A 12,298-nucleotide genomic window follows, 5' to 3' on the forward strand; every position below is an offset into this window, starting at 1 on the left:
ATCGTTGACTATCACTGACAAGCTCTATCCGCCGATCCACCCGGGGGAGGTCGTCATGGACTTCATCAGAGGTTTCGGTATCGCACAGAACAAACTGAACCTGCAGTCGCAGTACGACCTCGACCTCGCCGAGGGTCGCGCGGCCGAGCAGATCGCCGCGATCACCCCGCTGCAGGTAGCGTGACCGCCTGGCATGAGGACCGAGTCCGGTCGGCGCTTGCAGGGATGAATCCCACGGTGCTCGCTGAGCTCGATGCGGCATTCGCCGTCGTCGGAGACGTCCAATGGCTCCCGGGGTACTCACTCGCGCTGACCAAGGTGCCGGGCGTGGATCGCCTGAGCGATCTGCCGCGCGCAGACCGGATCCGCTACCTCGCGGACGTCGACCTGGTCGCCACGGCAGTCGAGAACGTCTGCCGTCGTCGCGACGAGGCGTTTCGGCGCGTCAACGTCGAGATCCTTGGGAATCATGATGCGTTCCTTCACGCGCACGTCTGGCCGCGGTACGAATGGGAGCCGCCCGACCTCGTCGCGAAACCTGTGTGGCTGTACTCGCCTGATCACTGGACGGATCCGCAATTCTCTCTGAACGGCGAGCATGACGACCTGCGGGCGGAACTGACGGCAGAGATTATCCGGCTACGGAATGTGGTGGAGTTCCGCTTCAACGTGTAGACGCGGCGTCCTGAGCACTGGCCAGCCTGAGCTTCCGCGTCGGATATCCTCGCCGCGTGGTGTCGAATCAGACATTGAGCGACTCGGACCGGCGCGTGCTGGCGCGGTGGGCGCTGTCCTGCGCTGAGCGGGTGCTCCCGCTGTTCGATGCCGACGACGTGGCGCGAGGTGAGATCCTCGATGCCGTCGCCCGCACCCGCGCCTACAGCGCCGGGGACAGCAGCGCTGGGCAGGAGATCCGAAAGCGCCTCGTCGCTCTGAAAGCGGCACGGGCAGCGACCACTTCCGCCGGAGTGGCGGCCGCTCGCGCCGTCGGCCAGGCGGCGGCTGTCGCCCACATGGCCGCTCACGCGCTGGGCGCGGCGGCGTACGCCGCGAAGGCGGTCTCGCTTGCGCACCCCGAGCAGCCGGAGCTGGTGCAGGAGGAGGTGCGCTGGCAAGTGGCGGACCTCAGCGAGCGCGAGCGTGAGGCGCTGCGTCTGCTTCCGCCCCTCGGCGCCGATCCGTCAGGTCCGCTCGCACCTGGCCTTCTGTCCCGCGGCGTGCTCGGATCCACGATTCGCCAGATCCAAGCGCAGCTCGGCGAGACCGTGAGGTGAGTTCCCGTACGACGCGTCTCGGCCTCCCGTGGCCGTCGTGCCAGAGTGGCTGTTGTGACGGACTTCGTTGAATGCGCACGAGCCTTCGTGCGCGCCGACTACCCGCAGGCGTCTGCGGCGTTCCTCGGGGGAGCGCTGCGTCCGGGACGGCGACCGAGACCTCGGACCTGGACATTCTCGTGGTGCTGCCCGGCGAATGGTCGACGACGGCGTTCGTCCAGACCACCACGCACAACGGGCGACTGGTGGAGGCCTTCGTCTATGGGCCGGACGCGCTGCACGACTGGTTGGACAAAGGGCGCGATGATGCTCGTCCCGTTCTGGATCGGCTCATCGGGGCAGGGGTGTCGCTGATCGAAGGCGACATCGCGGACGAACTGGTCTCCGCGTCGCGCGCGACGCTCGCTGCTGGGCCAGCACCCATCGACAGGGATCAGCTTCGAGCGCGCCGGTACAGTCTCTCGGCGCTCGTCGATGATCTGGAGGACGCGGCAGACTCGGGAACCCTCCGTGTGGTCATGGCGACAGCGTGGCGGGAGGCGGCTGAGCTGGCCCTGCGCTCGATGCCCGCCTGGGTCGGGACCGGGAAGTGGCTCCTGCGCGAGCTGCGCGCGAACCAGGATCCCTTCGGTCTTGCCGCCTGGGTCGACAACGGGGCGGATGATCACGCCGCGCTTGCAGGCAAGTGCCGCGCAGTGCTCGACTCCGTGGGGGGATACCTGCAGGACGGCTTCATCAGGGGCGAGAAGCCGAGCAGCCTGTAGGGCAGTCGCAGCACTCAGCGAGACGTCGGCTCGGTGCGCTCCAGCAGACCGTGCATCCTCATCCAGCTCACGAACGAGCCGAACCAGTCCGTGCTGGTCGTCTCCTTGGGATACATGCCGAACCCGTGGCCGCCCCGCTCATAGAAGTGGAGTTCGACGGGCCGCCCCGCAGCGCGCCAGCTCTCGACGAGGGGAAATCCGCTCGGGTCCATCAGGCCATCGTCCGCGGCAAGCGCGATGAACAGCGGCGGCGCGTCCTCAGGGACGTCGAAGGCCGTGAGCGGGCCGTAGACATCGCCGATGAACGCCGGCTTCGCATCCCCGCCGACAAGGGCCGTTGCGACCGTGAGCATCGCACCCGCGGAGAAGCCGACCATGCCGACGCGCGCGGGATCGATCATCCACTCGTCCGCGCGGCTTCGCACGAGCGCGAATGCGGCGCGAGCGTCGGCGATCTGCGCATCGAGCCCGCGGAGCGCCGTGGCCGGGTCATGCCGGTCCGACAGGCGCGGTGCGGCCAGCATCGCCCTGATCGCCGCGTCGAAGTCGTCCAGATCCTCTGGAGTCGGCTTGAGACGGTACTTCAGCACGAAGGCGGCGACGCCACGGTTCGCGAGTGCGCGAGCGACGTCCCACCCCTCGTTCTCCATGGACAGGGACATGAATCCGCCGCCCGGAGCCACGATCACGGCGGTGCCCGTCGCCGTGGCCGGGTCGGGCAGGAACGGCGTGAGGGTGGCGGTGCTGACATTGCGAGCGAACATGCTTCCGTACTGGCTGTGCCACGCCTCGGGTGCTGAAGCCCCCGGCGGCTGTCCCGTCCCGAGTTCGATGGCGTCGGGCTGCTCGGGGATGGGGATCGGCGTCATCCCGTGCTGCGCGGACGCGGCGGGTGCGTCGCCGGTGGCCGAGGTGGTGGTCATGAGCTCTCCGATCGGACGAGGCGCCGGAAGAACGCGGCTTCCGCGCTCGGCGCCGAGCATAGCGCCCGTGGTGGCGTTCCGCGCCGACGGAGGAGGCGCGCCTTCAGCGCTCGGCGGCGACGTCCTTCGCGAAGCGCCGCCGGCCCGCTTCGCTGATCGGCGTGAAGAGGTTGATGAGGTTGCCGTCCGGGTCGCGGACGAGCAGCGACCGGTTGCCCCAGGGCATGTCCGTCGGCGCGTTGACGAACACCTCGACGACGTCCTGAACGGCCCGGTAGGTCGCGTCCACGTCGTCGACGAGGAAGTCCAGCACGACGCTGCGGTTCGCGTGGGCCTCGGCGGCACCGTCTCCGAGCAGGTGCACGGTGGCGGAGCTCGCGATGGCCAGCGTGCCGGATGGCGTCCGAAGCTCGGCGAACATCGGGTGGAGCCGCTCGGCGGCTGCTCCGGTGACTGCTTCGTAGAACCTGACGAGAGCGTCGACGTCGTCGGTGATGATGCGGGTGGCTGCCAGCTCCATGCCTTCTCCTTCTGTCCTGTCCGTGGCCGACGCACTCGGCCACGGACATGACGCTACGAGCGATACCGGGCGCAAAGTGTCCTGTATGCGGAGGACAATGGATGGATGGCCGACACGACCGCTCGCGCCCTGCGCCTGCTCGACCTCCTGCAGTCCGCGCACCAGCGCACTGTCGGCGAGCTGGCCGATCGGCTCGGCGTCGATGAGCGGACCATCCGCAGGGACATGGCGCGGCTGGTCGATCTCGGGCTGCCCGTGGAGACGCTGCGGGGACGCTATGGCGGCTATCGACTGGCGCCGGGCGAGCGGGTCCTCCCGCTCATGTTCAGCGCCGAGGAGGCGGTGGCTGTCTATCTCGGGCTCGTCCGCGCCCAGGCGGCGTCTAGTGAGCCCGAGATCGCCGCGCAGACGGCCCTCACCAAGATCCGGCGAGCACTCCCGGCCGCGGAGGCGGAGCGGGTCGACGCCCTTCTCGGTGCGACGATGCGCACCCCTCAGGCCGGTACCGCTGCTCCCGACCCTGCCATCACGCTGACCCTGGCGGAGGCCGTCGCGTCTCGGCGGGCGCTCGATCTCCGGTACGTCAACCGTCACGGCGCGCTCTCCCGACGAGTGGTCCATCCGCATGGCCTGGTGGCGCACGGGGATCGGTGGTATCTCATCGCCTTCGATACGGATCGGGAGGAGGAGCGGACCTTCCGCGTCGACAGGGTTCGGTCAGCTCGATCTCTGCGCGAGACCTTCGCTCCGCCGCGCCGGCCGGATGCCGAGGGCCTGCTCGATCGGTTCGCCGGCGCGGACTACCGGTGGGAGGTGGTGCTGCGCATCCGGGCGACCGAGGATCGCATCCGACCTCACCTGCCGCGGAGCGTGGCCCGGCTCGAGCGGCTGGACGACGGAGAGGGTGCGTCCGAGGACGGCCTGCCCTGGTATCGGGCGGAGATCCATGCCGAGAGCCTGGACTGGCTGCCGCCCGTGATCGCGGCCCTCGACTGCGAGGTGACGATCGACGGCCCGGACGAGCTGCGCGACCGCGTCCGGGCTGCAGCGGCGAGGATGTCGCGGGCGACGGGCTGAGCTCTGTCGGGTCGTGAGCCGGGGAGGGGTGGATGGCTCCTGCCGGTGCGACGTGACGAATCCTCGGGCCACGCCGCCGTCTCAGCCCGCGCGGCGTCAGGCCGAGGCTCGTCCGAGTGCCTTGTGCAGGAGCTGGGCCAGCTGGCTCTGCTCGTCAGCGCTGAGTCGGGAGGCGGCTGTCCTCGCGAACGCGAAGCTCTGCTCGAAGGCGGCGTTGAGGCTGTCGCCGGACGGCGTGCGGATGAGCAGTCGAGACCTGCGGTCGTCGGGATTCGCGTGGCGCTCCACCAGTCCTCGCGCCTCGAGTCGGCCGACGATCTGCGTGATGTTCGATGCGTCGCATTCGAGTTCGTCGGCGAGTTCGCGCATCCCGCGCGGGCTGGAGATGCGTCCGAGCACGCAGGCCTGGGCGACGCTCATCTGGTGCTGCGCGGCCGCGATCTCATAGGCCCTGTCGTAGGCGTCGACGAAGTCGAACATCGCGCGCTCGGCGTCCGTCGATGCCGACACGGGTCCTGACGGAGCTGCCATGCGCCGAGCATAACACTTGATCCAATCAAGCAAATGTGCCACGGTAATGCTTGAGCCGATCAAGTATGCGGTGCCACCGCCGAAGGGAGTCGAGATCGATGCACGCGCTCGTCGTCGTCGCACATCCACGCCGTGATTCGCTGACCGCCGCCACGGCGGCGCGCGTTCGGGACACGCTCTGCGCCGAGGGCAGCACGGTGGACGTCCTGGATCTGTATGCGGAGGGCTTCGATCCGTCGCTGCGCACCGCGGACGAGCCCGACTGGGCCGACCACACGAAGGAGTACTCGGCGGAGGTCCGGGCGCACATGGCTCGCATCGCCGCCGCGGACCTCGTTGTCGTCGTCTTCCCCGTGTGGTGGTTCGGTCTGCCTGCGATCGCCAAGGGCTGGGTCGATCGGGTGTGGAACCGGGGGTTCGCCTACGAGCCGTCGACTCTCCACGGCACGCGCATGCTCTGGATCGGCCTGGCCGGCGCCTCGTCGGCGTACTACGCGCGCCACGGATTCGACACGGCGCTCGATGTCCAGCTGCGGGTCGGCATCTCCGAGTTCTGCGGGATCCGTGACGCCCGTGTCCACCTCATCTACGACACCCTCGAGGAGCCCGACGCGGCGCGCGGGGATGAGATCGTCTCGTCCGCCGCGCTCGCCGCGTAGGGGGATGCGCCGCAGGTCAGGGCCGCGCCGCCGTTCACGCGGCGCGGCCCGGCGTGCTCAGCGCCGCCCTGCGGGCTGACGGATGGCTGCGTTGATCCGGTTCCAGACGTTGATCGCGCCGATCTCGAACAGGAGCGCCGAGATCTGGCGAGCGTCGAACAGCTCGGTCATGCGCGACCAGAGCTCGTCCGAGATCGGGTCGTGGTGATCGGCGAGGCGGGTGATCGCCTCCGTGAACTCGAGCGCGACCCGCTCTCGCTCGGTGAAGTACGGCGCATCGCGCCAGGCGGCGACCGAGTGGATCCGCTCGGGCGATGCGCCGTCCTCGCTCATCTCGCGTGCGTGGTCAACCGCGCACCAGCTGCAGCCGTTGATCTGGCTCGCGCGCAGGCAGAGCAGATGCAGGAGGGGCTCGGGCAGTCCTGCCGAGCGGGCGACGCGGTTCAGCCCGGTGAGGGCATCGAGCCCGCCCTCCAGGAGGAAGGCAGGATGGGGCATGCGCGCCTTGTGCGCCACGACGGCGTCGGCGTCGGCGGGGGTGAGCAGAGCGGTGTCGGTCATGGTGGTCTCCTCGTATCGCATCTGTGCTGTCACACCGCCGCGTTTCGGGCGGTCAGTAGAGTGACCCGCCGAACAGAGGGAATGTGACATGACCGATCAGAACGACCTCGCCATCCGCTTCGAGGAGCACCGACCGCGGCTCGCACGGCTCGCCCAGCGCATGCTCGGATCCGCCTCAGACGCCGACGACGCGGTCCAGGAGACGTGGCTTCGCGTGTCACGCGCAGGCGACGATGACGTCGACAACTTCGGCGGCTGGCTCACGACCGTGACATCGCGCGTGTGTCTGAATGCGCTGCGCGCTCGCGCGACCCGGAACGAGATCGCGTACGAGCAGGGTCTGCCCGATCCCGTCGTGGACACGGACACTCCCGAGGGCGCTCCGGATGTCGCGGCGCAGCTGTCAGACGCCGTCGGCGCCGCTCTCATGCTCGTCCTCGATCGGCTCAGCCCCGCGGAGCGCGTCGCCTTCGTGCTGCACGACTCCTTCGACGTCCCCTTCGAGCAGATCGCGGAGCTTCTCGAGCGGTCTCCCGCGGCGGTGCGCCAGCTCGCGTCCCGTGCACGGCGTCGTGTGCAGGCGGCGGGAGGAGGTGGCGACGCGGACCCGCGGCGGCAGCGGACCGTGCTCGATGCGTTCTTCGCGGCGGCCCGCTCGGGCGACCTGCCGCGTCTCATCGCCGTGCTCGATCCCGACGTCGTCCTCCGCGCGGACACGGCGACCTCGCCCCTCCGTGTGGTGCGCGGCGCCGAGGCGGTCGCGGGCAACGCGATGATGTTCGCGAACCCCGACGCGCGGCTCGTGCCCGTGCTCGTCGACGGACGGCCGGGCGTCGTCATCGAGGTGGGGGAGCGTGCGGTCTCGGTGATGGCCTTCTCGGTGCTCGGCGAGCGCATCGTCGCCATCGACGCCTACGCGGGGCCCGCTCGTCTCGCGCGAATCGAGCTGCCCCGGTGAGCGCGCGGTCCACTTCGCGCGCCCGGCGAGCCCGGCGCGCTCTCCTCGAGTGGATCGGCGCGGTGGTGCGCCGCCGGGGCATCCGCGCGCACCGCGCATCCGTCGACGTCTGGCTCGACGTCGCCCGCGCGACGATGCGCGCTCGCTACTGCCTGTGCATCACCGACGCGCCGGGTGGGCCGCGGGCCCGCGCTGTGCAGCCCTTCCGGCCCGATGCCGACCTCGTCGTGCACTTCGGGACGTCGCCGCACAGCCGGAAGGCTGCCGAGATCCGCCGGAGCGGAAGAGTCGGCCTCTCGTACCTCCGTGAACGCGACGGTGCCTGTGTCACCGTCCGATGCGCGGCGGAGATGCTCGAGGACGCGGCCGCCCGCCGCCGCTGGTTCATGCCGTTCTGGCGAGCCTTCTGGTCGGCAGGACCGGACGACCCCGCGTTCGTCGTGGTCCGGTGCGTCCCCTTCGAGATCGAGCTCTGGGACGCGCGGCGACGCGTCACACCACCGCCGTTCGGCCTCGCGCAGGCCCGCCTCGTGCGCGATCCCGGCGGGGAGTGGCGCATCGCGGCGGCGTGAGCGGCGCGCCGCGAGCCGATCAGCGGATGGCGTCCGCGACGGCGTCGGGATGGTCGAGGTGGGGGATGTGCCCGGCGGCCGGCACGACGACGACGCGGGCCGCGCTCATCTGCGCGGCGAGGGCGCGTGCGACGTCGGGGGAAGCATGGATGTCGGCATCGCCCCACACGAAGGCGGTCGGCACGTCCGCGGCGACCAGGAGAGCGTCCACGCGCGCCGCCGGCTTCCAGCCCCGCGCGTCGGCGACGGAGCGGATCACCGCTCGGCTCGCCTCTCTCGCGCCCGGGAGGTTCACGCCCGCGAGGGCGACCGCGAGCACATCGTCGGCGATCCGCGCGGGGTCGGCCACGTAGGGCCCGAACATCCTTCTCCGCACGGCCTCCGGATCGCGCAGGGGCAGGCGCGAGACCGCCTTGCCCACGCCGGGGACCGTCCACAGGCGCAGGAAGAGCCCGATGTCCGCGAACAGCCCGCCGGCGCTTCCCGCCAGCGTGAGCCCCGTCACGCGATCGGGGTGAGCGGCTGCGAACCGGATCGCCGCGAAGCCGCCCATCGAGCAGCCGACGAGGCGGACGCGAGCCGCCCCGATGGCGTCGACGACGTCGAGCAGCCAGCTCGCGCAGGCGCGACCCCAGTCGTCGATCGGGGAGGGGAGCGGATCCGAGAGGCCGAAGCCCGGGGTGTCGACGATCGCGACCCGACCCGTGACGCGCGGCGCGACGTCCGCCCACTCCGCGCTGTTCCCCACGCCGCCGTGGACGAAGACGGTGACCTCGTCGTCGCCGCCGCCGGATGACAGGAGATGGATGCGGCTCCCGTCTCTGCGGATGACCTGGTGCTCGTCCAGCTCGAGACCGCGACGCGCGAAGAGCTCGCGCCGGAGGAGGCGAAAGCGCTCGAGGCGCCCGCCGAAGGCGTGCTGTCCGACCGGAGCGAGAGCGGGGTCCACGATGACCTCCCGAGTTTCGTTACAACGTAACGTAACGATGTGACGATAGTCTGTCAAGGTGGGACGACCCAGACGGTACGGCGCCGAGACCGAGGCGGACCTGCTCGAGGCGGCCGAGCAGGTGCTTGAGGAGGGCGGGCTCGCGGCTCTGTCGGTGCGCGCCCTCGCCGAGCGGACCGGCGTCACGACGCGTGCGATCTACAGCGTGTTCACCTCCAAGGGCCACCTCCTCGCGCGGCTCGCTGTGCGAGGATTCGACCTGCTCGGGCGCCGCGTGGCCGAGCTGCCCGTCACCGACGATCCGGAAGCAGACCTCGTCGAGGCCGGACTGGCGCTTCGCGCGTTCGCCGCGCGTCATCCGGCCCTCTACGCTCTCGCCTTCGGTCTCGACCGCCCGACGGCAGACGACGCGCCGTCGGCGGAAGCGGCGCGGGGTGAGGCGCTCGCCGAGCTCCGGGCACGCGTCGCGCGGGTTGGCGGCTCGGTCGACGAACCGGAACTGGGGGCGCAGGTCCGCGCGTTCCACGCCCTCTGCGAGGGGCTCGCGGCGCTCGAGCGCCGACGCGCTCTGCAGGGGGAGCAGGCCTGGCGCACGGCGCTCGCGGTCTGCGTCCGCGGCATCGCAGCCCCGCGGGCGCGCGTCGCGGACGCGCGCCCGACTGGCCGGGGGGCCTGATGCCCATCGTCCTCACGGGACACCTCCTCTGCGCGACGCCCGCCGAGGCCGAGCGCGTCGAGCGCCACCTTCCCGCGCATCTCGCGGCGACCCGCGCGGAGCCGGGGTGCCTCGCGTTCCACGTGCGCCCGACCGCGGACCCCCTCGCGTGGCAGGTCGACGAGGTGTTCGCGGACGAGAGCGCCTTCGCCGCCCATCAGGCGCGGATGGCCCAGAGCACCTGGGCGCGCGCGACCGCGGGGATCGAACGCCGCTACGTCACGCGCGACGGCGTGCCGCCCGTGCTCGGGGAGCCGAGGCGTCCGTCGCCGCTCGGCGGGCGGCGGCCGCGTGCGGACGACCTGCGGCGATTCGCCGCGGATGACCCGCGGGCGATGGACGATGTCCTGCCGGTGGCCCCAGAGACCCTGCGGATGCTCATCGTCGGAGTCAACCCGGGCCTCTGGACCGCTGCGGTCAACGCGCCGTTCGCCCGTCCGGGCAACCGGTTCTGGCCGTCTCTGCAGCGCGCCGGTCTCACGGACCGCGTGGTGGACGCATCGACAGGGCTGTCGGGTGAAGACGAGCAGCAGCTGCTCGTGCGCGGGATCGGCATCACGAACCTCGTCGGCCGCGCGACCGCCCGCGCGGACGAGCTCAGCCGTGACGAGCTGAGGGAGGGCGGTCGCCGCGTGGTCGCGCAGGTCGCGCGCCTCCGGCCCCGCGTCGTCGCGGTGGCGGGCATCACGGCCTTTCGCGCGGCGTTCTCGCTGCCGAAGGCCAGGCTCGGCGCGCAGGACCCGCCCCTCGCCCGGGGATGGCCCGACGGCGTGGCGCTCTGGGTCGTTCCTCAGCCGAGCGGGCTCAACGCGCACGAGACGACCGACTCGCTCGCGTCGAAGTGGCGCGAGGTGTGGGCCGCGGCGGCCCGAGCCTGATCGGGCCGCCGCGGGTCACCAGCGCTCGAAGAAGGCCTGAAGCAGCGGTCCGGCGGTCTCGGCGCCCGACGTCCCGTCCTCGACGAACACGGCGACCGCGAGGTCGCCGTGCGTGCCGACCATCCAACTGTGCGTGGGGTGCGAGCCATCCTCGCCGGGCTCGCCGTACTCCGCCGTGCCCGTCTTCGCACCGACCTCGCCGATGCCGTTCAGGAAGGTCGCCGAGCCCTCGGTGACGACCGCGCGCATGAGGGTCTGCAGCGCGGTCGCCTCGTCCGCCGTGAGCGGATCCGCCGGCTCCGCGTCGCCCGTCCGGTCCGCGATCAGATGCGGCACGACGGTCTCGCCGGCCTGGATGGACGCGGCGACCGTCGCCATGGCCAGGGGCGTGGCGATGATGCGCCCCTGTCCGATGAGGTCGGCCGCGCGCTCCGTCTCGCTCTCGGGCTCGGGAACCCGGCCGAGCCCGGCCGGGTAGCCGAGGTCGATCTCGGAGCCGAGCCCGAGGGACGCGGCAACGGAGGCGAGCGCGCCGTCGGCGATCCGGTCTCGAGCGCCGATGAGCGCCGTGTTGCAGGAGTTCGCGATCGCGGTGCGGAAGGTCACGTCGCCCAGCGCCGAATCCGGGTAGTCGTCGTAGTTCTTGAACGTGAAGCCGTCGACCTCGATCGTCTCGGGGCAGGACAGCACGTCGTCGAGAGCGACGCCGGATCGCAGGAGAGCGAGCGACGTCACGAGCTTGAAGGTCGAGCCCGGGGCGAACTCGCCGGTGGTCGCGAGATTGAGGCCCGCATTGCCCTGGCCATTCGCCGCCGCGAGGATCTCGCCGGTGGACGGGCGGATGGCGACGATCGCGCTCCCCGGCGCGTCCTCGCCGCCGAGGCCGCCGAGGATCTCCTCGGCGTGCATCTGCATGGCGGGATCCAGGGTGAGCGCGAGCGGCTCGCCGTCCTCGCCGGGCCACTCCGCGAGCGTGCGCCGCTCGTCCTCGGCGCCGACCGCTTCGATGACGGTGGTCGGCGTTCCGCGAAGCTGACGGTCGTGCTGCGCCTGCAGGCCGGAGAGCCCGACCTGGTCGCCGGCTCGCACGGCGCCCTCGGAGTCCTCGACGATCTCGGCCGTCGCCTCGCCGACGGTGCCGAGGATCTCGCGCGCGAACGTGCGCGTCGGCGCGAGCGGGATCTCGTCGGGCACGACGAGTGCGCCGGGGATGCTCGAAAAGGCGGGATCGACGTGCTGATCCTCCTCGCCCTCGCGCACGACGATCGCCTGCACGAAGGCCTCAGGGCCGGCGCTCTCCGCGGATGCCCGGAAGGCGGCGGGATCGATGCCGACGGCGGACGCGATCCGCTCCGCCGAGGCGCCGACCTCCTCCGCCGGGATCGCGGTCTTGTCGAGGCCATACCGGCCGACCGGGCGGTCGGTGACGATGGGGGCTCCGTCACCTCCCAGGACCTCGGCGCGCGGGGAGAAGGTGCGCTGGATCTCGATCCGATCATCCGGTCCGAGTTCGGGGATGAGCGTCTCGGGCGTCCAGTCGACGGCCCATTCGTCCTCGCCTTCCACGAGGGCGGCCGTCGTGTCGTAGGTCCACTCGTGGCCGTCGACATCCCAGCTCCAGTGCAGGGCGACGGTCGCCTCGGCGCCGTCCCGCTCGACCTCGTCGGCGGACACCTTCACCGCGTAGTCCGCGAGCGGGGCGATCTGCTCGTCGAATGCGGCGGCCGCGTCCGGCTCCGTGAGCGCGACGCCGTCGAGCGTCCGCCCGGACAGGGCCTGGGCGAGGTCGTCCGCCGCGGCGCGGGCGGCGTCTTCGGCGCCGTTCGTGCACGCGGCCAGAGGGAGCAGCAACGCGAGGAGCGCAACGGCGGCGCCGCGTTTCGGGGAGAGGGGCATGGAGCAGTGGTCCTTCCGAGC

The 12,298-nt window shown here is 71.4% G+C and carries 16 protein-coding genes and 1 pseudogene; 11 read left to right on the forward strand and 6 right to left on the reverse strand.

Annotated features, from left to right (window positions below; translation table 11 throughout):
- Positions 1–55: 55 nt before the first annotated feature.
- The 4 genes from GC092_RS06115 to GC092_RS06130 all read left to right on the forward strand — a co-directional run bounded on the left by GC092_RS06115 (position 56) and on the right by GC092_RS06130 (position 2,038).
- Positions 56–184: a hypothetical protein gene (locus GC092_RS06115; protein ID WP_416383295.1), complete on the forward strand. Its 129-nt coding sequence runs from the start codon at positions 56–58 to the stop codon at positions 182–184.
- Positions 185–237: 53 nt separating this feature from the next.
- Positions 238–675: an HIT family protein gene (locus GC092_RS06120; RefSeq protein ID WP_324014434.1), complete on the forward strand. Its 438-nt coding sequence runs from the start codon at positions 238–240 to the stop codon at positions 673–675.
- 56 nt (positions 676–731) lie between these two features.
- Positions 732–1,274, forward strand: coding sequence for a putative immunity protein (locus tag GC092_RS06125; RefSeq protein WP_324014435.1), 543 nt, complete (start codon positions 732–734; stop codon positions 1,272–1,274).
- A gap of 71 nt (positions 1,275–1,345) precedes the next feature.
- Complete coding sequence (locus GC092_RS06130) at positions 1,346–2,038, forward strand: nucleotidyltransferase domain-containing protein (protein ID WP_324014436.1); 693 nt, start codon at positions 1,346–1,348, stop codon at positions 2,036–2,038.
- Positions 2,039–2,052: 14 nt separating this feature from the next.
- Here the strand turns inward: GC092_RS06130 and GC092_RS06135 are convergent, their stop codons facing one another.
- Both GC092_RS06135 and GC092_RS06140 read right to left on the reverse strand, forming a co-directional pair.
- Complete coding sequence (locus GC092_RS06135) at positions 2,053–2,961, reverse strand: alpha/beta hydrolase (protein WP_324014437.1); 909 nt, start codon at positions 2,959–2,961, stop codon at positions 2,053–2,055.
- Positions 2,962–3,064: 103 nt separating this feature from the next.
- Complete coding sequence (locus GC092_RS06140; RefSeq protein ID WP_324014438.1) at positions 3,065–3,481, reverse strand: VOC family protein; 417 nt, start codon at positions 3,479–3,481, stop codon at positions 3,065–3,067.
- 105 nt (positions 3,482–3,586) lie between these two features.
- Between GC092_RS06140 and GC092_RS06145 the strand changes: the two genes are divergently transcribed.
- The gene (locus GC092_RS06145; RefSeq protein ID WP_324014439.1) at positions 3,587–4,558 is read left to right on the forward strand and encodes a helix-turn-helix transcriptional regulator; all 972 of its coding nucleotides are present in this window, start codon (positions 3,587–3,589) and stop codon (positions 4,556–4,558) included.
- Between the two features lie 96 nt (positions 4,559–4,654).
- Here the strand turns inward: GC092_RS06145 and GC092_RS06150 are convergent, their stop codons facing one another.
- Complete coding sequence (locus GC092_RS06150) at positions 4,655–5,089, reverse strand: MarR family winged helix-turn-helix transcriptional regulator (RefSeq protein WP_324014440.1); 435 nt, start codon at positions 5,087–5,089, stop codon at positions 4,655–4,657.
- Positions 5,090–5,187: 98 nt separating this feature from the next.
- Here GC092_RS06150 and GC092_RS06155 point away from each other — a divergent pair, with 98 nt between their 5' ends.
- Positions 5,188–5,748, forward strand: coding sequence for an NAD(P)H oxidoreductase (locus GC092_RS06155; RefSeq protein ID WP_324014441.1), 561 nt, complete (start codon positions 5,188–5,190; stop codon positions 5,746–5,748).
- Positions 5,749–5,805: 57 nt separating this feature from the next.
- On the opposite strand, the gene GC092_RS06160 is transcribed toward GC092_RS06155, so the two are convergent.
- On the reverse strand, positions 5,806–6,309 hold the full coding sequence (locus GC092_RS06160) for a carboxymuconolactone decarboxylase family protein (protein ID WP_324014442.1): 504 nt from the start codon (positions 6,307–6,309) through the stop codon (positions 5,806–5,808).
- An 88-nt stretch (positions 6,310–6,397) separates the two neighbouring features.
- Here GC092_RS06160 and GC092_RS06165 point away from each other — a divergent pair, with 88 nt between their 5' ends.
- A complete protein-coding gene (locus tag GC092_RS06165; RefSeq protein WP_324014443.1) occupies positions 6,398–7,267 on the forward strand; it encodes a sigma-70 family RNA polymerase sigma factor in 870 nt (289 codons plus the stop codon).
- Between the two features lie 62 nt (positions 7,268–7,329).
- Positions 7,330–7,839 carry a pyridoxamine 5'-phosphate oxidase family protein gene (locus GC092_RS06170; protein WP_324014444.1) on the forward strand — a complete coding sequence of 170 codons (510 nt, stop codon included), beginning with the start codon at positions 7,330–7,332 and terminating at the stop codon, positions 7,837–7,839.
- 19 nt (positions 7,840–7,858) lie between these two features.
- Here GC092_RS06170 and GC092_RS06175 read toward each other — a convergent pair whose 3' ends face one another.
- Positions 7,859–8,788: an alpha/beta fold hydrolase gene (locus GC092_RS06175; RefSeq protein ID WP_324014445.1), complete on the reverse strand. Its 930-nt coding sequence runs from the start codon at positions 8,786–8,788 to the stop codon at positions 7,859–7,861.
- Positions 8,789–8,846: 58 nt separating this feature from the next.
- Here GC092_RS06175 and GC092_RS06180 point away from each other — a divergent pair, with 58 nt between their 5' ends.
- The 3 genes and pseudogenes from GC092_RS06180 (at position 8,847) to GC092_RS06190 (ending at position 10,381) form a co-directional block, all read left to right on the forward strand.
- Complete coding sequence (locus tag GC092_RS06180; protein WP_324014446.1) at positions 8,847–9,464, forward strand: TetR/AcrR family transcriptional regulator; 618 nt, start codon at positions 8,847–8,849, stop codon at positions 9,462–9,464.
- Positions 9,464–9,676 (forward strand): annotated as a pseudogene (locus GC092_RS06185) (putative quinol monooxygenase); the annotation flags it as partial. The gene GC092_RS06180 and the pseudogene GC092_RS06185, both read left to right, overlap by 1 nt.
- Before the next feature lie 162 nt (positions 9,677–9,838).
- Positions 9,839–10,381 (forward strand): mismatch-specific DNA-glycosylase, encoded by a 543-nt coding sequence (locus GC092_RS06190; RefSeq protein WP_324014852.1) that lies wholly within the window; start codon positions 9,839–9,841, stop codon positions 10,379–10,381.
- 15 nt (positions 10,382–10,396) lie between these two features.
- On the opposite strand, the gene GC092_RS06195 is transcribed toward GC092_RS06190, so the two are convergent.
- The gene (locus GC092_RS06195; RefSeq protein WP_324014447.1) at positions 10,397–12,277 is read right to left on the reverse strand and encodes a penicillin-binding transpeptidase domain-containing protein; all 1,881 of its coding nucleotides are present in this window, start codon (positions 12,275–12,277) and stop codon (positions 10,397–10,399) included.
- Between the last annotated feature and the right edge of the window lie 21 nt (positions 12,278–12,298).

Origin of the sequence: Microbacterium sp. JZ37 (genome assembly GCF_035188445.1) — a bacterium.
Taxonomy (GTDB): domain Bacteria; phylum Actinomycetota; class Actinomycetes; order Actinomycetales; family Microbacteriaceae; genus Microbacterium; species Microbacterium barkeri.

Coding starts and splice junctions, on each gene's coding strand:
- GC092_RS06145 (WP_324014439.1), top strand. CDS start 3,587: ATGGCCGACACGACCGCTCGCGCCCTGCGCCTGCTCGACCTCCTGCAG.
- GC092_RS06195 (WP_324014447.1), bottom strand. CDS start 12,277: ATGCCCCTCTCCCCGAAACGCGGCGCCGCCGTTGCGCTCCTCGCGTTG.
- GC092_RS06130 (WP_324014436.1), top strand. CDS start 1,346: ATGCGCACGAGCCTTCGTGCGCGCCGACTACCCGCAGGCGTCTGCGGC.
- GC092_RS06150 (WP_324014440.1), bottom strand. CDS start 5,089: ATGGCAGCTCCGTCAGGACCCGTGTCGGCATCGACGGACGCCGAGCGC.
- GC092_RS06115 (WP_416383295.1), top strand. CDS start 56: ATGGACTTCATCAGAGGTTTCGGTATCGCACAGAACAAACTGAACCTG.
- GC092_RS06160 (WP_324014442.1), bottom strand. CDS start 6,309: ATGACCGACACCGCTCTGCTCACCCCCGCCGACGCCGACGCCGTCGTG.
- GC092_RS06155 (WP_324014441.1), top strand. CDS start 5,188: ATGCACGCGCTCGTCGTCGTCGCACATCCACGCCGTGATTCGCTGACC.
- GC092_RS06135 (WP_324014437.1), bottom strand. CDS start 2,961: ATGACCACCACCTCGGCCACCGGCGACGCACCCGCCGCGTCCGCGCAG.
- GC092_RS06165 (WP_324014443.1), top strand. CDS start 6,398: ATGACCGATCAGAACGACCTCGCCATCCGCTTCGAGGAGCACCGACCG.
- GC092_RS06190 (WP_324014852.1), top strand. CDS start 9,839: ATGGACGATGTCCTGCCGGTGGCCCCAGAGACCCTGCGGATGCTCATC.
- GC092_RS06140 (WP_324014438.1), bottom strand. CDS start 3,481: ATGGAGCTGGCAGCCACCCGCATCATCACCGACGACGTCGACGCTCTC.